Source organism: Oerskovia rustica (assembly GCF_014836555.1).
GTDB lineage: Bacteria > Actinomycetota > Actinomycetes > Actinomycetales > Cellulomonadaceae > Oerskovia > Oerskovia rustica.
This window is the reverse complement of record NZ_JACSQQ010000015.1, coordinates 70561-90344: the sequence shown is the minus strand read 5'-3', so window position 1 is coordinate 90344 and position 19784 is coordinate 70561. Positions and strand designations below refer to the sequence as shown.

Annotated in this window: 21 protein-coding genes; 15 read left to right on the top strand and 6 right to left on the bottom strand. The window is 73.4% G+C overall.

The window, feature by feature from the left end:
* Window positions 1-41 precede the first annotated feature (41 nt).
* Window positions 42-533: a DUF3515 domain-containing protein gene (locus H9652_RS10665; protein ID WP_318244107.1), complete on the bottom strand. Its 492-nt coding sequence runs from the start codon at window positions 531-533 to the stop codon at window positions 42-44.
* Window positions 534-586: 53 nt separating this feature from the next.
* On the opposite strand from H9652_RS10665, the gene H9652_RS10660 reads away from it, so the two are divergent.
* On the top strand, window positions 587-1663 hold the full coding sequence (locus tag H9652_RS10660; RefSeq protein WP_191796210.1) for a thiamine-phosphate kinase: 1077 nt from the start codon (window positions 587-589) through the stop codon (window positions 1661-1663).
* 74 nt (window positions 1664-1737) lie between these two features.
* On the opposite strand, the gene H9652_RS10655 is transcribed toward H9652_RS10660, so the two are convergent.
* Together H9652_RS10655 and H9652_RS10650 are read right to left on the bottom strand one after the other, a co-directional pair.
* Window positions 1738-2256 carry a GNAT family N-acetyltransferase gene (locus tag H9652_RS10655; RefSeq protein WP_138825082.1) on the bottom strand — a complete coding sequence of 173 codons (519 nt, stop codon included), beginning with the start codon at window positions 2254-2256 and terminating at the stop codon, window positions 1738-1740.
* A gap of 149 nt (window positions 2257-2405) precedes the next feature.
* Window positions 2406-3440, bottom strand: coding sequence for an NAD(P)/FAD-dependent oxidoreductase (locus tag H9652_RS10650; RefSeq protein ID WP_191796209.1), 1035 nt, complete (start codon window positions 3438-3440; stop codon window positions 2406-2408).
* Between the two features lie 80 nt (window positions 3441-3520).
* On the opposite strand from H9652_RS10650, the gene H9652_RS10645 reads away from it, so the two are divergent.
* On the top strand, window positions 3521-4126 hold the full coding sequence (locus H9652_RS10645; protein WP_191796208.1) for a helix-turn-helix domain-containing protein: 606 nt from the start codon (window positions 3521-3523) through the stop codon (window positions 4124-4126).
* 148 nt (window positions 4127-4274) lie between these two features.
* On the opposite strand, the gene rpmB is transcribed toward H9652_RS10645, so the two are convergent.
* Window positions 4275-4466, bottom strand: coding sequence for a 50S ribosomal protein L28 (gene rpmB / locus H9652_RS10640; protein WP_030150850.1), 192 nt, complete (start codon window positions 4464-4466; stop codon window positions 4275-4277).
* A 292-nt stretch (window positions 4467-4758) separates the two neighbouring features.
* On the opposite strand from rpmB, the gene H9652_RS10635 reads away from it, so the two are divergent.
* The 3 genes from H9652_RS10635 to rsmD all read left to right on the top strand — a co-directional run bounded on the left by H9652_RS10635 (window position 4759) and on the right by rsmD (window position 9531).
* Window positions 4759-6480, top strand: coding sequence for a DAK2 domain-containing protein (locus H9652_RS10635; RefSeq protein ID WP_191796207.1), 1722 nt, complete (start codon window positions 4759-4761; stop codon window positions 6478-6480).
* Window positions 6477-8852 (top strand): ATP-dependent DNA helicase RecG, encoded by a 2376-nt coding sequence (locus H9652_RS10630; RefSeq protein ID WP_191796206.1) that lies wholly within the window; start codon window positions 6477-6479, stop codon window positions 8850-8852. The genes H9652_RS10635 and H9652_RS10630 overlap by 4 nt, the downstream gene beginning before the upstream one ends.
* Window positions 8853-8946: 94 nt before the next feature.
* Entirely contained in the window at window positions 8947-9531 is a 585-nt protein-coding gene (gene rsmD, locus H9652_RS10625) for a 16S rRNA (guanine(966)-N(2))-methyltransferase RsmD (protein WP_191796205.1), read from the top strand.
* 129 nt (window positions 9532-9660) lie between these two features.
* Here the strand turns inward: rsmD and H9652_RS10620 are convergent, their stop codons facing one another.
* On the bottom strand, window positions 9661-10545 hold the full coding sequence (locus H9652_RS10620) for a hypothetical protein (protein ID WP_191796204.1): 885 nt from the start codon (window positions 10543-10545) through the stop codon (window positions 9661-9663).
* 151 nt (window positions 10546-10696) lie between these two features.
* Here H9652_RS10620 and coaD point away from each other — a divergent pair, with 151 nt between their 5' ends.
* From coaD to mutM, 6 genes are all read left to right on the top strand, one after another.
* Complete coding sequence (coaD, locus tag H9652_RS10615; RefSeq protein WP_191796240.1) at window positions 10697-11242, top strand: pantetheine-phosphate adenylyltransferase; 546 nt, start codon at window positions 10697-10699, stop codon at window positions 11240-11242.
* Entirely contained in the window at window positions 11239-11763 is a 525-nt protein-coding gene (locus tag H9652_RS10610; RefSeq protein WP_191796203.1) for an ATP synthase subunit B family protein, read from the top strand. The genes coaD and H9652_RS10610 overlap by 4 nt, the downstream gene beginning before the upstream one ends.
* Before the next feature lie 255 nt (window positions 11764-12018).
* Window positions 12019-12606, top strand: coding sequence for a YceD family protein (locus tag H9652_RS10605; RefSeq protein ID WP_318244106.1), 588 nt, complete (start codon window positions 12019-12021; stop codon window positions 12604-12606).
* 2 nt (window positions 12607-12608) lie between these two features.
* Complete coding sequence (gene rpmF / locus H9652_RS10600; RefSeq protein WP_030150858.1) at window positions 12609-12803, top strand: 50S ribosomal protein L32; 195 nt, start codon at window positions 12609-12611, stop codon at window positions 12801-12803.
* Window positions 12804-12808: 5 nt separating this feature from the next.
* On the top strand, window positions 12809-13582 hold the full coding sequence (gene rnc / locus H9652_RS10595; protein ID WP_318244105.1) for a ribonuclease III: 774 nt from the start codon (window positions 12809-12811) through the stop codon (window positions 13580-13582).
* A complete protein-coding gene (gene mutM / locus H9652_RS10590; RefSeq protein ID WP_191796201.1) occupies window positions 13575-14558 on the top strand; it encodes a bifunctional DNA-formamidopyrimidine glycosylase/DNA-(apurinic or apyrimidinic site) lyase in 984 nt (327 codons plus the stop codon). The genes rnc and mutM overlap by 8 nt, the downstream gene beginning before the upstream one ends.
* 18 nt (window positions 14559-14576) lie before the next feature.
* On the opposite strand, the gene H9652_RS10585 is transcribed toward mutM, so the two are convergent.
* Window positions 14577-15551 (bottom strand): phosphoglycerate dehydrogenase, encoded by a 975-nt coding sequence (locus tag H9652_RS10585; RefSeq protein ID WP_191796200.1) that lies wholly within the window; start codon window positions 15549-15551, stop codon window positions 14577-14579.
* A 272-nt stretch (window positions 15552-15823) separates the two neighbouring features.
* On the opposite strand from H9652_RS10585, the gene H9652_RS10580 reads away from it, so the two are divergent.
* The 4 genes from H9652_RS10580 (at window position 15824) to H9652_RS10565 (ending at window position 19753) form a co-directional block, all read left to right on the top strand.
* On the top strand, window positions 15824-17377 hold the full coding sequence (locus H9652_RS10580) for an APC family permease (protein WP_225228052.1): 1554 nt from the start codon (window positions 15824-15826) through the stop codon (window positions 17375-17377).
* A gap of 1 nt (window position 17378) precedes the next feature.
* Window positions 17379-17879: a hypothetical protein gene (locus H9652_RS10575; protein ID WP_191796199.1), complete on the top strand. Its 501-nt coding sequence runs from the start codon at window positions 17379-17381 to the stop codon at window positions 17877-17879.
* Entirely contained in the window at window positions 17876-19264 is a 1389-nt protein-coding gene (locus tag H9652_RS10570) for a dipeptidase (protein WP_318244104.1), read from the top strand. Before H9652_RS10575 ends, H9652_RS10570 begins: the two co-directional genes overlap by 4 nt.
* Before the next feature lie 84 nt (window positions 19265-19348).
* On the top strand, window positions 19349-19753 hold the full coding sequence (locus tag H9652_RS10565) for a DUF4259 domain-containing protein (protein WP_191796198.1): 405 nt from the start codon (window positions 19349-19351) through the stop codon (window positions 19751-19753).
* Window positions 19754-19784: the final 31 nt, after the last annotated feature.

Here is a 19784-nt window from a genome sequence, read left to right as displayed (position 1 = left end):
CGCTCTCGTCGTCCTGCGGCTTGCCCAGGTGCTGTGCCGACCTACATGCAGTAGCTCGTCTGCTCGACCTTGGACACCGCACGGTTGAGGTCCGAGACGAACGACGAGGTGCGGGTCGTGCTCACGGCCGGGGGGAGCTGGACCTCGACCGCGGGATCGCGGCCGTAGGTCACGAAGGTCCAGGTGTCCTTGCCGTCGTCGGTGACGATCCAGTCGACGCTCCCTGCGTTGCTCGGCACGCCCATGCACCCGACGGTGGTGGGCTCGGGTGGGGTCACGCCGCAGCGCAGCGTCACGGCAGCACCGGGCTCGCCCCAGGCGGCGGTGGCCTGGCTGTCGGTCTTGATCTTGGGCAGGCCTGCGAGCTCGTCGGGGACGGCGAGGACGACCTCGGCACACTTCGGGTTCGCGGCATCGTCCGCGACCGGGACACCGATGGTCGGTGCGCAGGCGCCGAGGCCCGCGGTGACGGCGACCAGCAGGATCGCGGTGGGCGTCCGGCGTCGGGCAGGGGTACGAGGGGCGTTCAGCACCCTCCAACGGTAGCCGCTCCGGCGGGCGTGCCGGTCCCGCGTAAGGTGGCGCCGTGAGCGATCCGAACGAGAACCCGACCTTGGTGCGCGAGACCTCGGAGGAGGAGCTGCTCGCGGCGATCTTCCCGCTCCTGCCGACGGGCGAGGCGACCCTCGTGGGCCCCGGTGACGACTCGGCCGTGGTCAGCGCTCCCGACGGGCGCTTCGTCGTCTCGACGGACGTCCTGGTCGAGCGGCGACACTTCCGCCCGGAGTGGTCCACGGGGTACGACGTCGGGTGGCGGGCCGCCATGCAGAACCTCGCCGACATCGCGGCCATGGGGGCACGGCCCACGTCGCTCGTGGTCTCGCTCGTGGTCCCGGGGCACCTGCCCGTCGGGTGGGTCACGGGTCTCGCGCGCGGCCTCGCCGCGGCGTGCGCGCCGAGCGGCGCGGCCGTCGTCGGGGGTGACCTGTCGAGCGGTGACGACGTGGTCGTCGCGGTCACGGTCCACGGGGACTTGGGCGGTCGGGCGCCGGTCCTGCGTTCGGGTGCCCAGGTGTCCGACGTCGTCGCGCACGCCGGGCGCAGGGGCTGGTCCGCCGCGGGGCTCGCCCTGCTCGACCACGACTTGGGGGACGCGGACCGCGAGCTGGTCGACGCGTACCTGCGGCCCGAGCCGCCGCTCGCCGCGGGCCCAGCGGCAGCCGACGCCGGTGCGACCGCGATGCTGGACCTGTCCGACGGGCTGCTGCGGGACGCGGGCCGTGTCGCCCGCGCGAGCGGCGTCGGGATCGACCTGGACCTCGACGCGTTCGCGGCGGACCTCGCCCGGCTCGCCCGTGCGGCGTCCGCCGTGAGCTCGGCCACGGGTCGGCGTCCGGCGGGGGAGTGGCCGTCCGCCGCCGAGGACGTCGCGGGGTCGGGAGACAGGGCGGCACTGGCTCGCGACTGGGTCCTGACGGGTGGTGAGGACCACGGGCTGCTCGCGACCTTCCCTGCGGGGACGGCCATCCCCGAGCCGTTCCGGGAGGTCGGGCGCGTGGTGGCTGCGGGACCCGCGGCCTCCGGCGCCGGACGTCCGGCGGTCACGGTCGACGGGGCCGCGCCGCGCGCGCACGGCGTGGGGTGGGACCACTTCCGCGGCTGAGCCCTGGGACGACGGTCGAGGGGGCCACCCTCTCGGGCGACCCCCTCGACGGGAGGACTGTCGGAGGCCCGGCGTCAGGACCTGCGGCGGTACCGCACCTGGGTCAGGTCACGGCCGCCGATGTCGTCGCGGCGCTCGACGCCGTCCGGGGCGAACCCGTGGCGGCGGTAGAAGTGCTGCGCGCGGTCGTTGTCCTTGAGCACCCACAGGGAGACAGGGGTGCGCGGGGGGACCTTGCCGAGCATGGTCCTCATCAGGTCACGGGCCACGCCACGGCCCCACGCCTCGGGGTCGAGGTAGATGGCGTAGATCTCGAGGTCGCCGTCGTCGGCGTCCTCGTCGCGGGCCGGCCCGATGCTGGCGAAACCGAGGGCGCGCCCGTCGGCCTCGGCGAGCAGGATGTCCGCGCCGGAGTTCGTGAGGTTCGTGGTCCAGGCGGACTCACGCTGGTCGTGGTCGAGCGAGGCCAGGTACTCGTCAGGGACGATCCCGGCGTAGGCACCGCGCCAGGAGGCGATGTGCACCTGGGCGATCGACGCCGCGTCCTGCGGTGTCGCCGTGCGGATCGTTACCTCGTTGAGTTCCGTCACCATGACCAAATCCTGCCACTTCCGTGGAGATTCGCCAACCCTCTTTGTCCGGATCTTCAGCAAATCTCCCCAAGGGGATGTGTTGTCGGCTTCGACGAGGGGTGGCTGGGCCGTCGGCGTCGCCCCTCGCGGTCCGTCGTCCACCGATCCTCTCAGCCTTTGCCGACGGTCGCCTGCCGGGTGCCGACGGAGCCCGCGACCGCTCGTCGGACGTCGTCGGCGATCAGGTCGGCGTTGGTCGCCGCAGCGGCCTGGACCCCGGCGGCGGCCGCGGCGACGACCTGCGCCATGATGTTCGTGACGTTGCCCGCGACGCGAACCCCGGGCAACGAGGTCGCTCCCATCGGGTCCGACGGGACGTACGTCCCGACCACCGTGCCGTCGACGACCTGCTCCGCGGTCTCGACCCCCAGGGACTCCAGGACCGCGGACCGGGCGGTGAAGCGGGGCGCGACGACGAGGGCGTCGCACGGCACGACCTCGCCGGACGCCAGCCGCACGCCGTTCAGCACGCCGTCCCGGACGTCGAGCGCCTCGACCGGACCGTCGACGACCGTGACGCCGCGCGCGTCGAGCGCGGCGCGGGTCGGTGCGTCCGGCGCGGGCGACCCGTGGAGGAAGAGCGTCACGTCGTCGGTCCACTGTCGCCACATCTGGGCCTGGTGGAGCGCCACCGGGCTCGTGGCGAGGACGCCCACGGCCTGGTCGCGCACCTCCCAGCCGTGGCAGTAGGGGCAGTGCAGGACGTCCCTGCCCCAGCGCTCGGCGACCCCGGGGACCGCGGGCAGCTCGTCGACGAGCCCCGTGGTGACGAGCAGCTGCCGAGCGTGCAGGTCCCGGCCGTCCGCGAGCCGGACCTCGAAGCCGCCGTCCGGCAGCCGGGCGGCCGACTCGACCGTGCCCTGCGTGATGCGGCCGCCGTACGCCGCGACCTCGCCGCGCCCGGTGGCCAGGAGCGCGGCAGGGTCCTCGCCGTCGCGGGACAGGTAGCCGTGCATGTGCGCGGCGGGGGCGTTGCGGGGGCGACCCGCGTCGACCACGAGCACGTCGCGCCGGGCGCGGGCGAGGGTCAGGGCTCCGCTGAGCCCGGCCGCGCCGCCTCCGACGACGATCACGTCGTGGACGCGGGGCGTGGCGTCGGTGTGCGTGTTCTCACCCGTGGCGGGTGTCGGGCTCGTGCGGGTCATGGGGACCACCTCCTCGACGAGCATCGGTGCGCAGGGTCTTCGGTGGCAATTCCTGTTGCCGGAGTGGCAAACTCGGGTGCATGAACGCACCAGAGGACGACCCCTTCGCCGCCGCCCTCGAGGCCGTCGGCCCCCGGCTGCGGGCGCTGCGACAGCAGCGTCAGCTGACCCTCGTCGAGCTCTCCGACCGCACGGGCATCTCCGTGAGCACCCTGTCCCGCCTGGAGTCAGGAGGCCGGCGCCCGACGCTCGAGCTCCTGCTGCCGCTCGCGCGCGAGCACGAGGTCCCGCTCGACGAGCTCGTCGGCGCGCCGCCCACGGGAGACCCGCGCATCCACGCGCGGCCCGTGAAGCGGGGAGACTCGACGATCCTGCCGCTGTCCCGCCGCCCGGGCGGGGTCCAGGCCTACAAGCAGGTCCTGCACGGACGGACCTCGGACGTGCTGCCGGAGACCAAGGTGCACGAGGGCTACGAGTGGCTCTACGTGCTGGGCGGGCGGCTGCGGCTCCTGCTCGGAGAGCACGACCTGGTGCTGGGCGAGGGCGAGGCCGCAGAGTTCGACACGCGCACCCCGCACGCGATCCTCAACGCCGACGAGCACCCGGTCGAGCTCCTCGTCCTGCACGGCCCCCAGGGGGAGCGGGCGCACTTTCGGGCCCGGCCGAAGCGGCGTCGCGTGGACTGACACGACCGGTCACGGCCCCCGACGACCCCGTGCGCACCGCGGCCTCGCGCCGCAGGGGAGCACCGCCGTCGGGCCCGGGCGTTCCCCAGGAACGCGAAAGCCCGCCAGGACGATTCCTGGCGGGCTTTCGGCGAACGAGCGGGAAGGCTCAGACGTGACGGACGACCTTGCCGGCCTTCAGGCACGAGGTGCACACGTTGAGACGCTTCGGGGTACCCGAGACGATCGCACGGACGCGCTGGATGTTCGGGTTCCAGCGACGCTTCGTACGGATGTGCGAGTGCGAGATGCTGTGCCCGAAGCTCGGGCCCTTGCCGCAGACTTCGCAGTTGGCAGCCACGATTTCTCCTGATCGTCGTGCACGCCTCCGCGAAAGGACAGCGGCGACGTAGTGAATGGTCTGTGGGGTGAACGCTCCGAACCAGCACACAGGCCGGGGAACGTCCGTGGTCGCCCGGATCTGTCCGGGCAACCTCCATAGGGTAGCCGATGGCCACCCTCCACCCCAAACCGACCCGAGAGCGTGCATGGTGCAGCGCGCAGGGCGGACTACGGTGGTCCGGTAAGTATCGCAGGCTCTGCGGGGGTTCGGCACCCCGCGCGCCCGACCCCGACGAAGGAGCCCCACGAGCGTGACGGACGGCACGGAGCACATCGAGCCCGCGGTGGTGCGGGCATGGGTGGCGGAGACGGTCCGGACGCTGGGCGAGGCCAGGGCGCGCATCGACCGCGCGAACGTGTTCCCCGTGGCCGACGCCGACACGGGCACCAACCTGTTCCTGACCGTCACCGAGGGTGCGCGGGCCGTGGGCGAGGTGCCCGACGGCGCGCCCGTCGACACCCTGCTGCTCGCCTTCGCGCGGGGTGCCCTGATCGGGGCCCGCGGCAACTCTGGTGTGATCCTCAGCGAGTTCCTGCGCGGGTTCGCCGGTGCGACCACCGTGGCCGACGAGCCCGTCGGGTCCCTGCGGGTCGCGACGCGCCTCGAGGCGGCGGCCCGCTCGTCGTACGCGGCCGTCGCCGTCCCGGTCCCCGGCACGATCCTCACCGCGGCCGACGGAGCCGCCGTCGCCGCGCGCCTCGCGGCGGACGCCGGGGCAGACCGGAACGGCGTCGTGCTCGCAGCGCGCACGGGGGCGCACGAGGCCATGCTGCGCAGCCCCCGAGAGCTCGACGTCCTGTCCCGCGCGGGCGTGCTCGACGCCGGGGCGTTCGGGCTCGTGCTCGTCCTCGACGCGCTGTGCCGGGCGTTGGGGGTCGTCGCCGTTGACGCTGCGGGGACCGACGACGTCGCCACCGACGGCCTTCGCCTCGGTCCGGGCAGCTCCCTGTCGGTGGTCGACGGCACCATGGCCCCCATGACGAGCGGGCCTGCCGACGAGGACGTGACCGATGTCACGGCGAGCGTGACCGCGCAGGGGAGCGACGTCGTCGGGCCGGTGAACGGCGCGGCGCCCGAGCACGCGCCCGTCGGGATCGACGGCGAGTTCGAGGTCATGCTCGTGGTCGACGGCACAGACGGCACAGGCACCCCGGCTCCGTCGTCGTCCCTCGCCGACGCGTTGCGAGCGGCCCTCGCGCAGGTCGGCGACTCGGTCGTGGTCGTGGGGGAGGGCGTCTGGCAGGCCCACGTGCACACCGACGACCCCGCGCGCGCGGTCCAGGCCGCCCGGACCGCGGCCGGCGGCGCCCGGCTGCGTCAGGTGTGCGTCCGTCACCTCCCGACCCAGGTCGCGGCGCGCGGCCTGCACGGGCACGCTGTCCCGACGCCCGGCGAGGTACCCGAGCACGGCGTCGTCGCGATCACGTCGGCCCCCGGCCTCGTGCCCGACCTGGCCCGCAGCGGTGCCGTCGTCCTCCTCGCGACCGACCAGGCGCCGACACCGGGGGAAGTGCTGCGCGTGGCCGTGGACACCGGCGCACGCCGCGTCGCCGTCCTGCCCGGGAGCGAGGACGCGGCCGGCGTGGCCCGCGAGGCCGGCGGGCTCGTCGGCACGGGCGTCGGCGACCTGCGGGGCATCGAGGTGCTCGACGCCCCCACCGACCTGCACGTCGTGGCGGCGCTCGCCGCAGCGACCCTGGGCTCCGTCGACGACGTCGTCTCCCTCATGCGGGAGACCCTCGACGACGTCCGGGCCGTCCAGGTCCCCGCGGACGGGGCGCTCGTGCGACCCGCGCTCGAAGGCCTCCTCCGCGCCGACGACGAGGTGCTGACCGTCCTGCCGGGGCGACGGGTCGACCCGGTCGTGATCGACGTCGTCGCAGGCATCGCCCGCCAGCGCGTCCCGGGCATCGAGGTCGTCGTCCTCGACTCGGGGCGCGACCACGCCGACCTGGAGCTGGGAGCAGAATGAGCAGCGACCCTCGCACCGCCGCCCCCGGGGCGGACGCGGACCACCTGACCGGCACGCGACGCCTCGCAGGCGACCTGGTGACCGGACCGGTCGACCGCTTCGCCGAGCCCCTGACCAAGGTGCTCGGCCCGCGCTCGGCGGGCGCCCTCGCCAAGCTGGGCCTCGAGACCACGGGGGACCTGCTGGGCCACTACCCGCGCCGCTACGGCGACCCGGGCAAGCTGACCGACCTCGGTGGCCTGGTGCTGGGCGAGCACGTCACGATCATGGCTCGTGTCGTCCAGGCGACCGTGCGGGCCATGCGCTCGCGCGGCGGCGCCATGCTCCAGGCCGAGGTGACCGACGGCGTCCACCGCCTCTCGCTGACGTTCTTCGCGAAGGGCACCGGTGCGCTGCGTACCCACGAGAGCCGTCTCCAGCCCGGCCGCACAGGCCTGTTCACCGGCGTCGTGAGCGCCTACCGCGGGGCCCGCCAGCTCACGCACCCGGACTACCTCGTCATCGGGGTCGACGCCGACGACGAGGAGGCCGCCCTCATCGAGGCGCGGCGCCCCATCCCGCTCTACCCGGCGAGCGCCTCGATCCCGAGCTGGCGCATCCAGAAGGCCGTCCGCCAGGTCCTCGACCCGCTGACCGAGGACGAGGTGCCGGACCCGCTGCCGCCCGCCGTGCGCGAGGCCCGGGGCTTCGGGTCCCGGCACGCGGCGCTCAAGGACGTCCACGAGCCCTTCGACACGCGCCAGTGGCAGCACGGGCGGGACCGGCTGCGCTACGAGGAGGCGTTCGTCCTGCAGGCCGCGCTCGCCCAGCGGCGCGCGCGGGCCGAGGCCGAGGAGGCCACGGCGCGGCCGCTGCGCGCACCGGGCGAGCCCAGCGCGCTCGCGGACTTCGACGCGTCGCTGCCGTTCACGCTCACGGCCGGGCAGCGCGAGATCGGCGAGGAGATCTCCGGCGAGCTCGAGCGTTCGCGGCCCATGCAGCGCCTGCTCCAGGGCGAGGTCGGCTCGGGGAAGACGGTCGTCGCGCTGCGCGCGATGCTCCAGGTGGTCGACGCCGGAGGTCAGGCCGCGCTCCTGGCTCCCACCGAGGTGCTCGCCTCGCAGCACGCCCGCACCCTGCGGACCCTGCTGGGGCCGCTCGCGGAGGAGGGCATGCTGGGCGGGGCCGACCACGGCACGCGCGTCGCGCTCCTCACGGGGTCGATGGGGGCCGCGGCAAAGAAGGGCGCGCTGCTCGACGCAGCGAGCGGCCGGGCCGGGATCGTCGTCGGGACCCACGCGCTGCTGAGCGAGAACGTGCAGTTCGCGGACCTCGGCCTCGTCGTGGTCGACGAGCAGCACCGGTTCGGCGTCGAGCAGCGCGACGCGCTGCGCGCCAAGGCCCGCACCAGCCCGCACCTGCTCGTCATGACCGCGACCCCCATCCCGCGCACGGTCGCGATGACCGTGTTCGGAGACCTCGAGACGTCGTCGCTCACCGAGATCCCGGCCGGCCGCGCCGGCATCACGACGCACGTGGTCCCCGCGGACAACGAGGCCTGGATGGACCGGACGTGGCAGCGCGTGCGCGAGGAGGTCGACGCCGGCCATCGGGCCTACGTGGTGTGCGCGCGGATCCACCCCGACGAACCTGCGGCGGGCTCGGGCGCCGCCGACGGGGAGGGCGCCCCCGCGAAGAAGAAGACCCGGACCGACGACTTCGACGAGGTGCCCGACTTCCTCGACCTGGACGGACCGGGCACCGGGTCGGACCGGCCACCGCTGCGCGCCGTGCTCGAGGTCGCCGAGGAGCTCGCGAGCGTGCCAGCCCTGCGCGGGCTCGCCGTCGGGGTCCTGCACGGGCAGATGGCCCCCGCGGACAAGGAGAAGGTCATGGCCGACTTCGCGTCCGGGGCCGTCCAGGTGCTGGTCTCCACGACCGTGGTCGAGGTCGGCGTGGACGTCCCCGAGGCCACCGTCATGGTCGTGTTCGACGCCGACCGCTTCGGCCTCTCGCAGCTTCACCAGCTCCGCGGGCGCGTGGGCCGCGGATCCGCGCCCGGGCTGTGCCTGCTCGTCTCGACCGTCGAGCCCGGGACGCCCGCGGCCGTGCGCGTCGAGACCATGGCCGAGACGACGGACGGGTTCCGGCTCGCGACCGTGGACCTCGAGCTGCGCAGCGAGGGCGACGTGCTGGGCGCGGCCCAGTCCGGCAGGGCGAGCTCGCTGCGGCTGCTGCGCGTCGTCAAGGACGTCGCGGTGATCGAGCAGGCGCGAGCCGACGCCGCGGAGGTCGTCGGCGGCGACCCAGAGCTCGAGCAGCACCCGGAGCTGCGGGCCGCGATCGCGAGCCGGCTCGACCCCGAGCGCGAGGAGTTCCTGGAACGCGCGTGACGGTTCTGCCCGCCGAGGGTGACGGTCGTGCCCGCCGAGGGTGACACCGTCCAGGCGGCGCGGGCGTGCCAGGGCGTCCGTCTAGGCTGTCCGCATGACGAGGATCGTGGCCGGGACGGTCGGTGGACGCAGCCTGCAGGTGCCCCCCAAGGGGACGCGGCCCACGAGCGACCGGGTACGCGAGGCGATCTTCTCGCGGCTCGAGCACTACGGGGTCCTCGACGGCGCCTACGTCCTGGACCTGTACGCGGGGTCCGGCGCCCTGGGGCTCGAGGCGGCCTCGCGCGGCGCGCAGCGAGTCGTGCTCGTGGACGCGGCCCGGGTCGCGGCAGAGGTCTGCCGGGCCAACGTGAAGACCCTCGGCCTGACGAACGTGCAGGTCGTCCAGGACAAGGCCGAGAAGTTCGTGCAGTCGCCTCCGTCGACCACGTGGGACGTCGTCTTCATCGACCCGCCCTACGACGTGTCGGAGGCCGTCGTCGCCGAGCTCCTGCGCCAGCTCGCGCAGACCTCGGCGCTCGTCGAGGACGCGGTCGTCGTGGTCGAGCGGTCTACACGCAGCCCCGAACCGACGTGGCCGTCCGGGTGGGAGCTGCTCGCCCGCAAGGACTACGGCGAGACCGCGGTGTACTACGCGGGCCCCGCGACGGCCGAGGAGCCGCAGGCCGACGCGTCCTGAGACCCGCGCGAGACGGGTGCCGGGGTGCGGGTGGTTCGGTCCGAGACGGGTCTCCCCGCAACGGGCGAAGGCTCCCGTCTGGGACCGAACCTCCCGTCTCGCGGGCGGACGGCGGGGGGCCGGACGGCGTCAGCCCGCCGGCGCGCGCAGCGACGACCCGTCGAGCAGCCCCACGGGCACGTGGTCCAGCTCGTCCACGCCGAGCAGCGCGACCCGGTCGCCCGACACCGCGTCGAGCAGGGCGCGGGTCGGTGCGTCGTTGGCCAAGGATCCCTCGCTGGCCTCGAAGTACTCCCGCAGGAACGCGCGCAGGGGCGCGGCGGGTACGCTCGCCGCCTCCGGGTCCTCGGTCGCGAGCGTCATGAGCAGCAGTGCCGGGACCCGCTCAGCCCCCGGCTCGTTGCCGGGCTGGAAGTACGGCACCGCGAGCACGCGCCCACCGTGGCGGGCGTAGAACCGCAGCCGAGCCTCGGGGTCGCCGTGCGCCTCGCTCGCGGCATGGAACCGCGGGTGCTCGACCTCGCCGAGCACCATGACCGGGTGCAGGTCCTTCAGCCACGCGGCGACCGCGGCCCCGAGCAGTGCGGCACCGATGCCACCTCCGCGGCGCCCCGGGGCGATCGCCAGGTACTGCACCAGCAGGACGCGCGCCTCGGCCGACCAGGACCCGACGACGCCCGCCACCACGCGACCGGTCGGCACCGTGCCGGTCCCGCCCGTCGAGGTGCTCTCCTCGCCGAGGCCGTCCGAGGCGGTGCTCGCCCCGGCCAGCCCGGTGCCCGCCTCACCCGACCTCGTGCCCGCCGCGGCCGGACCGGCCGGGGGAGTGGCGCCGTCGGGCACCTCGACGACGCCCAACGACTCCAGGTGCCCCGCCGCGTGGTCCGCGAGGAACGAGTCGAGCGAGACCAGCTCGGCAGGCGGGAACGACGGGCTCAGCACGTCCCGGTAGAGCTGCGTGAGCTGCTCGACGGAACGCAGGGGGACGACGACGGGGCCGGACACGGGAGGCATGGCCCCCATCCTGCCGCGCTCGTGGCGTGCGCGCAGGACGGTCGGGCGTCCCCGGCCGGGCTGCCGCCCCGGCGCCGTGCTGGCGCTCCGCGGGTCGCCCGACAGCCCTGACCTGCCCGGATTCCCGGCGGGCGTGTACTACCGTGGCGAGGTGACCATCGCCGTCTGCCCGGGGTCGTTCGACCCCCTCACCCTCGGCCACCTCGACATCGTCCGCCGAGCGCGGTCGCTGTTCGACGAGGTGATCCTGGGGGTCGCCCGCAACTCCTCCAAGTCAGCGCTGCTGAGCGCCGAGCAGCGCGTCGAGATCGCCCGCGCGGCGCTCGCCGTGAGCCCGGGGCTCGAGGACGTCCGCGTCGAGATCGTGCCCGGCCTCCTCGTGGACTTCTGCCGGGACGCCGGCGCGGCGGCCGTCGTCAAGGGGCTGCGGGGCGGTGCGGACTTCGACGCCGAGCTGCCCATGGCCCTCATGAACCGTCATCTCGTGGGCGTCGAGACGGTGTTCGTCCCGGGCGACCCCGCCCTCGCCCACGTCGCGTCCTCGCTCGTCAAGGACGTGGCCCGCTTCGGCGGTCCCGTCGACGACCTGGTGCCCGCGGGCGTCGGGGACCTCGTGCGCCAGGCGCTCGCAGACCGCGCCGCCCGCGCCGACGGGTCGGCGCAGGCGCCCCCCACCACGGAAGGAACAGGCCGATGAACGACCACCCGCTCGGGCAGACCGAGGACGAGGCGCAGACCGAGGCCGGTCTCCACGTGATCCTCGACGACCTGGCCCTGCTCGTCGAGAACGCCCGGGCGATGCCCATGTCGTCCTCGGTCCTCGTGCACAAGGCCGACGCTCTTGCCCTCGTCGACGAGATGCGCCAGGCGCTGCCCGAGCAGCTCGCGCACGCGGACGAGGTCCTGGCCGAGGCCAACGCCGTCCTGGAGGACGCGAACCGGCAGGCAGAGGACATCCTCAACACGGCGCGCGCCCGGGCGATCGAGCTGGTCCAGAAGGAGCAGGTAGCGGTCCAGGCCGAGTCCCGCGCCCGAGCGATCGTCGAGGAGGCCGAGCGGACCGCCGCGGAGCTGCGCGTCGACGCCGACGACTACTGCGACCGTCGCCTCGCGGAGTTCGAGGTGGACCTCGGCAAGATCATGGCGCAGGTGCACGCGGGGCGCGCCAAGCTCGCGCAGCGCATCGGCGACTACCAGGGGCAGGCGGACGGGGCCTGACGCTTGCACCGAGGGGCGGGTCGGGCTCGCCCGGTCCTCGCCCGCGCCTCCCCGCACACGCTGCGCGGACCCGAGCGGCGCGGTGGGCAGTTCGCGAGGTTCGACGGCAGTTCCGCGATGCCGTAAGATAGTCCGTTGGTCCTGCCTGTCATCGACTGGGACCGAGGACGCTCGTCCATCCCCCGAGTTCTCGCGGGGCAGGCGTGCGTGCTGTGACCTTGAACACCGGTGGCCCGCTCGGGTCGCCGAAACCCTGTGGAGGAACCCATCACTCTCGACTCGCGCTCGCCTCTTGTGCTCGACACGTACGAGCTCGGTCGGCGTCCCGGATCGATGCGTGAGGTGACTCGCTCGGTCAAGGCTCCGGCCGACCTCGGAACCGTCGTGATCGGCATCCCTGAAGGCACCGACCTCGAGCTGGACGTCCGGCTCGAATCGGTGATGGACGGTGTGCTGGTGACGGGGACTGCCCAGGCCCAGGCGGTCGGGGAGTGCGTGCGGTGCCTGGAACCGGTGACGGCTGACGTCGTCGCGGACGTCCAGGAGCTGTTCGTGTATCCCGAGCGTGCGAAGGCCGCGGCAGAGTCCGGTGACGACGAGGACGAGGTGTACGAGCTCGAGGGCGACCTGATCGATCTCGAGCCCGCGCTTCGGGATTCCGTCGTCACTGCACTACCATTCAGACCGTTGTGTCAGCCCGATTGCCAGGGCCTGTGCTCCGAGTGCGGAGCACGTCTGGCTGAGGATCCTGATCACTCGCACGACATTGTCGATCCCCGGTGGTCGGCACTACAGAGCATGCTCGAGGATCCGAGCGTGTCCGACGAGACGAAAGAGAGCTAGCCGTGGCTGTTCCGAAGCGCAAGATGTCGCGCAGCAACACCCGTGCGCGTCGTTCGCAGTGGAAGACCACCGCCGCGAACCTCACGACCTGCCCGCAGTGCAAGGGCGACAAGCTGTCGCACGCTGCGTGCCCGACCTGCGGCACCTACAAGAGCCGTCAGTACGTCGAGGCGCTGCGCACCGAGCACGCAGGCTGAATAGCGTGACGCCGGACGCCCCCGCGGCCGCCGGTCTTCTCGAGAGGCTCGGGATCCACCTGGATCCCGAGCTTCTCGTGCTTGCACTGACGCACCGTTCCTTCGCGCACGAGCACGGCGGGATCCCGACCAACGAGCGCCTCGAGTTCCTCGGCGACGCGGTCCTGGGCCTGGTCGTGACCGAGGCGCTGTACCGCCGCCACCCTGACCTCCCCGAGGGCGAGCTCGCCAAGATGCGCGCCGCCACGGTCTCGCAGAAGTCCCTCGCCGCGATCGCGCGCACCCTGGGGCTCGGCGGGTACATCCTGCTCGGCAAGGGCGAGGTGCGCACGCGCGGGAACGACAAGGACTCGATCCTGTCGGACACCGTCGAGGCCCTCATCGGCGCGACCTACCTCAGCCATGGCCTCGAGGTCGCGCGCGACCTGGTGCACCGTCTCGTGGACCCGACGCTCGCCGTCGCCGCGGACCTGGGTGCGGGGCTCGACTGGAAGACCTCCCTCCAGGAGGCGGCTGCCGCGCGGAACCTCGGTGCCCCCGCGTACGCGAGCCAGGGCGACGGTCCGGACCACGCCCGCACCTTCACGTCCGAGGTCTCGCTCGACGGCGTCGTGTACGGCACGGGGAGCGGCTCGGCCAAGAAGTACGCGGAGCAGGACGCCGCCGAGATGGCCTACCGGGCGATCATCGAGCTTCCGCTACCCGCGGCGGCCGTGCCTGCGGCCTCCGCGGCCGACCCGGGCGAGCCGATCGACGGGGCGCACGGGACCGTTGCCTGAGCTCCCCGAGGTCGAGACCGTCCGTGACGGCCTGGCCCGCCACGTCACGGGCCGGGTCGTCACCGGCGTCGAGGTCCTGCGCGACTACTCGGTCCGCCGCCACGAGGGCGGCCCCGAGAGCTTCCGCGGCCAGCTCGTCGGCCAGCGCGTGGGCGCCGCGGTCCGCCGCGGCAAGTACCTGTGGCTCCTCCTGTCGCAGGAGCCCGCCCACGCCTCGGTTCGCAGCCCTCTGCCCGACGGCGCAGCGCCCGCGGGCGATCACGTCACCGCGCTCATGGCGCACCTGGGCATGAGTGGCCAGCTCCTGGTCCGTTCGGGGACGGCCGCGGTCGACAAGGTGCCGCACCTGCGTGTCCGGCTCGAGCTGTCCGCGCTCCCCGGGGAGCCCGGGACGCCGCGGACCCTCGACTTCGTGGACCAGCGCACGTTCGGGCACCTGTCGGTCACGGACCTCGCGCCCACCCCCGACGATGGCCCCGGTGGCTGGGGCTCGGCTCTCGCGGAGATCCCCGAGCCCGCCGCCCACATCGCGCGCGACCTGCTCGACCCCGCGCTGCGGCGCGACGACCTCGCGAGGGCGATCCGCCGTCGTCGGACCGGGATCAAGCGAGCCCTGCTCGACCAGCGCCTCGTGTCCGGCGTGGGCAACATCTACGCCGACGAGGCGCTGTGGCGCGCCGGCCTGCACTACGCGCGCCCCACCGACACCCTGCGCCTGGCCGAGGCGCACCGCGTGCTCGACGCGGCCGAGGAGGTCATGCGCGAAGCCCTCGCCCAGGGCGGCACCAGCTTCGACGAGCTCTACGTCAACGTCAACGGCCAGTCCGGCTACTTCTCCCGCTCGCTCGCGGTGTACGGCCGCGAGGGCGAGGCCTGCACCCGCTGCGGTGCGCTCGTGCGGCGCGACGAGTTCATGAACCGGTCGTCGTACACGTGCCCCGTCTGCCAGAAGGTGCCGCGGAACGCTCGCTGGTAGGTGCCCGTGGGGCGGCGCTCAGCCGCGCGGGACTACGTTGCGCAGCGGGCGGCCCGCGCGCAGGTTCTCCACGTTCTCCCGGACCAGCGCTGACGCTCCCTGGGGACGCCCGCCAGCGACGTGCGGCGTGATGATCGTGCGTGGGGTGTCCCAGAGCGGGGAGTCGGACGGGAGCGGTTCGGTCTCCGTCACGTCCAGGGCCGCGCAGCCCAGCCGGCCCTCGCGCAGCGCGGCGACGAGGGCTTCCTCGTCGACCGTGGCACCCCGGCCCACGTTGACGAAGACCGCGTGGTCCGGGAGCGCGTCGATGCGCGCGGCGTCGAACGCGTGGCGGGTGGCCGGGACGGCCGGCAGCAGGGAGACCAGGACGTCGGTCGTGGCGAGGACCCGCGGCAGGTCCTCGTCGGTCACGACCGGGAAGCCGTGCCGTTCGCCTGCCGTGCTCGCGACCCCTGTGACGTGCGCCCCCAGTGCCGCGTAGAGGGGCGCGAGCCTGGCGGCGATCGACCCGAACCCCCAGATCGTCACGCGCGCGCCGTGCAGCGTGAAGTGTCGGCTCGTCGCGGGATCGGCCTGCCAGTCGACCGTCGCGGAGTCCCAGCAGTGCTCGCGCTGAGCGGCCCCGAGGCGGTCGAGGTCGCGGACCGCGGCCAGCGTGAGCGCGAGGGCGTGCTCGGCCACGGGGCCGTCGTGCAGCGACCGGCCGTTGGTCACGACCACCTCGGGAGCGAAGCCCGCCGCGAGGATCGCGTCCGGTCCGGCGGCGAGCGTCTGCACCCAGCGGAGCCGGGGGAGGTGGGCTGCGGCGTCGGCCAGGTTCTCGGGGGAGTTGGCCCACGCGACGAGGACCTCGGCGTCGCGGTGCTCCGGGGGCAGGGGAGCGGAAGCGTCGTACAGGACGACCTTGTCCGGAGTCTCCGAGCGGTCCCGGCCCGCCGGGGCCGCCCCCGAGGTGAGGTCGAGGGTGATCGTGTGGGGGACGAGGATCTTCACGCGTGGCTCCAGACGAGGGAAGGTGCGACGGGCGGCAGTCGGGCGGTGGTCGAGCGGACGGCCGGCGCAGCCCGGCCCGGACCCGGCGCGGTGGACACGCCGACGCTACCAGCGCCGACACGTCGTCCGACCTGGCGGGCGAGGGCCGCGCGGACCGCCCGGCGTTCCGGGAGCGCAAACCGGTCCCTGGCGATATGTTCGCAACGTCTGGCACGTCCCAGCGGTTCACGGCGACCCGCCCGTCCAGGGGGTCTTGGCGGCACGGAGGAACGATGACCTCATCCACAGCGGAGTCGGGCGAGACGGGGGCGACCTCGACGGCCGCGCCGGGGTCCCGCGGGGCGCCGCCCACGCGGGAGGAGATGCGCGCGGCGATCACCGCCAGGACGCCCAAGAACTACATCACCTGGCTCATGCTCGCGTTCATGATCACGTCGTCGGTCGCGAGCCTGCGTGCCGCGCCGACCATGGCCGTGTACGGGCTGGCGGCGGTGTTCCTGTACATCGTCCCGGCGATCGTCTTCCTCCTGCCCACCTCGCTCGTGTCCGCCGAGCTCGCGTCCGGCTGGTCGGGAGGCGTGTACCGCTGGGTCGCCGACGGCATCTCGAAGCCCGCGGGGTTCCTCGCGATCTGGTGCCAGTTCGCGATGACGATCTTCTACTACCCGAGCCTGCTCGGGTACGTGGCGAGCACGTTCGCCTACGTCATCAACCCGTCGCTCGCGAGCAACGGCCTGTACGTCGCGATCGTCATCGTCGTGCTGTTCTGGACCGGGGTCTGGGTGTCGTCGCAGGGCACCAAGACCGTCGCGGGCCTGTCCAGCTTCGGGCTCATCATCGGGACGCTGGTCCCCGGCGCGCTGCTCGTGGTCCTGGGGCTCGTGTTCCTCGGGCAGGGCAACGCCTCGGCCGCTCCCATGGACGCCTCGCACCTGCTGCCGCAGTGGACCGGGATCGCGTCGCTCGTGCTCGTGGTCAACAACTTCCTGTCCTACGCGGGCATGGAGATGAACGCGGTGCACGTGACGAGCCTGCGCAAGCCCGCCAAGGAGTTCCCGCGCTCGATGTTCCTCGCGATCGGCCTGGTCCTGCTGATCTTCATCCTCCCGGCGCTCGCGATCAGCTGGGTCATCCCGGCCGACCAGCTCAGCCTGACGGCCGGTGTCATGCAGGCCTTCGACGCGTTCTTCGCCAACTTCGGGGTGAGCTGGCTGACGCCGATCCTGGGCCTCATGCTCATCGCGGCCTCGCTCGGCGGCATGCTCACCTGGCTCGCGGGCCCCTCGAAGGGGCTGCTGACGGTCGCGCGCGAGGAGGGTTACCTGCCGCCGTTCCTGCAGAAGCTCAACAAGCACGGCGTCCAGCAGAACATCCTGGTCTCGCAGGGGCTCGTGACGACCGCCATCGCGCTCCTCTACGCGTTCATCCCGGACGTCTCGAGCTCCTACTGGATCCTGTCGGTCATCACCACGCAGGTGTACCTGATCATGTACCTGCTGCTCTTCGTCGCGGCCGTCCGCTTGCGGCGGAACCAGCCCGACCACCCCCGCGGGTATCGCGCGCCGGCGCTCACGCTGCTGTGCACGGTCGGCTTCCTGGCGTCGGTCGCGGCGATGATCATCGGCTTCGTGCCGCCCGCGCAGTTCTCGAGCGGCAGCGGCGGGGTGTACCTGCTGATCGTCGGTGGCGGGCTGGGCGTCGTCGGGATCCTGGTGCCCGCGCTCTTCTACTTCCTGCGCAAGCCGGGGTGGAAGAACCCGGACAACGTCGGGGGGCCGGAGGAACCGCTCGTCGACGCCCCGGCCGACGGACCGAAGGAGGCGTGACATGACCGCGACGTCCACCACCGAGGGCCCTGACGGCCTGCCGCAGCACGAGGACGAACCGGGTGACCCCCGGCGCTGGATCCTCTACACCGCCGCAGCGCTCCTCGCGGTCGCCGTCGGAGTCCTCATGGCCGTGCTCTACAACAACTACCACGCCGCGCAGGACCGCGAGCTGGCCGAGCAGCGGGCCGCCGAGCTCCACGCCGAGTTCGAGGCGATCGGCATCACGGCGTTCGACGAGGACCAGATCGTCGCGGTCCTCGGTGCCGACGGCGGCGGGTTCTGCACCGACCCGGCCGCACTGGTGAAGGCGACGGCCAACCTCGGGTCCACGAACGGGGCCACCGGTCCGGGCAGCAGACCGTCGCTCGTCGACGAGCGACGGCTCGCCGGGGACCGCCTCGTGGTCGAGGTGTACTGCCCCGAGCAGCTCGACGAGTTCGACGCCTACGTCGACTCGCTCAATCTCGACAGCAGCACGACGCACCAGGAGGACTCGTGAGCAGCACACCGGAAGATCTCGCCCCCGTGAAGGCGCAGGTGGCGTCGCTGCTGCCTCGAGCGCTCGACGACCTGCGGACCCTCGTCGCGATCCCGTCGGTCGCCGACGAACGGCTGTTCCCGAAGGAGAACTGCGAGCGCGCAGCCCACTGGGTCGCCGACGCCTTCCGTGCCGAGGGGATCGACGACGCGCACCTGGAGGAGACCCCCGACGGCTCGCACGTGGTCCTGGGCCACCGCCCCGGGCCGCCCGGGGCGCCGACCGTCCTGCTCTACTCGCACTACGACGTGCAGCCGCCGCTCGACGACGCGGCGTGGCGCACGCCCCCGTTCGAGCTGACGGAGCGGGACGGGCGCCTCTACGGGCGGGGTTCCGCGGACTGCAAGGGCAACATCGTCACGCACCTCACGGCGCTGCGCGCCCTGCGAGCGCTCGGCGGTGACGACTACCCGGTCGGCATCCGCATCGTCATCGAGGGCTCCGAGGAGCAGGGCACCGCGGGACTCGACCAGTACGTCGAGGCCCACCCGGGAGAGCTCTCGGCGGACGCGATCCTCGTCGCGGACACGGGCAACGCGACCCTGGGCCTGCCGACGCTCACCGTGTCCCTGCGTGGCGCGGCCAACGTGGTCGTGACGGTCGAGGCGCTCGAGGGCGAGATCCACTCGGGCATGTTCGGGGGAGCGGCCCCCGACGCGCTGGCGGCCCTCGTCCACCTCCTGTCCTCGTTGCGCGACGACCAGGGCAACACCACCATCGACGGCGTCCCGTCCGAGATCGCCGACGCGACCTGGCCCGGCGTCGACTACGACCCCGACCAGTTCCGCAGCGACGCCGGCATGCTCGACGGCACGCGACTCCTCGGGTCGGGGCGCGTCTCCGACCAGCTCTGGGCGCGTCCGGCGGTGACGATCCTGGGCATCGACGCTCCGAACGTCGTCGGCTCGGCCGCCGCGATCCAGCCGCGCGCGGCCGCCCGTCTCAACCTGCGCATCCCGCCCGGCGCGGACGCGCGAGACCTCCAGGACAAGCTCGTGGCCCACCTGGAGAACCACGCGCCCTGGGGGGTCAGGGTCACGACGGTGCGCGACGCCGTCGGACAGCCGTTCCAGGCGCGCACCGACGGCCCGGTCTTCGACACGCTCTCGCGCGCCCTGGCGGACGCGTTCGGCAAGGAGACCGTGACGGCCGGCCAGGGCGGGTCGATCCCGCTGTGCAACGTGCTCGCTTCTGGCTACCCCGACGCGCAGATCGTGCTGCTCGGCGTCGAGGAGCCCGCGTGCCTCATCCACGCGCCCAACGAGTCGGTCGCGCCCAGCGAGATCGAGCAGCTCGCGGTCGGTGAGGCGCTCTTCCTGTCACGACTGGGGGCGTCCCGAGGCTGAGCCGCGCCGCGCGGGCCCGTGTCACCGGATCCCCGTAGGGTCGTCCCGACGGGCGGAGCAGCCCGCGGAGACGGAGAAGAAGACATGGGGACGTGGGGCTCAGGTCCGTTCGAGAACGACGGCGCCGGCGACCTGCTCGCGGCACTGCACGCAGGGAACTTCGGGATCGAGGACTTCAGCGGGTATCTCGACGAGGACTACCTCGAGGTCGACGACGCGCAGGCCGCGATCGCGGTCGCGGAGGTGCTCGCCGTGGCCCGCGGCCTGCGGCCTGCGGACGATCACCTCGAGGGGGTCGACGCCGTCGCGTTCGCCGCGTCGTTGACCGACCAGCAGCACGCATGGGTCCTGACGACGCTCGAGCGCGCGGTCGAGGGCAGCGACACGTCCGAGCTCCACGAGCTCTGGGCAGAGAACGGGCCCGAGGACCTCGCGGAGTGGCGGGACCCGGTCGTGAGCCGCCTGGCGAGCCTGCGGTCGCCGGGCTGAGCCGACTCGTGGTGGCGTCGTACGCGCCGCC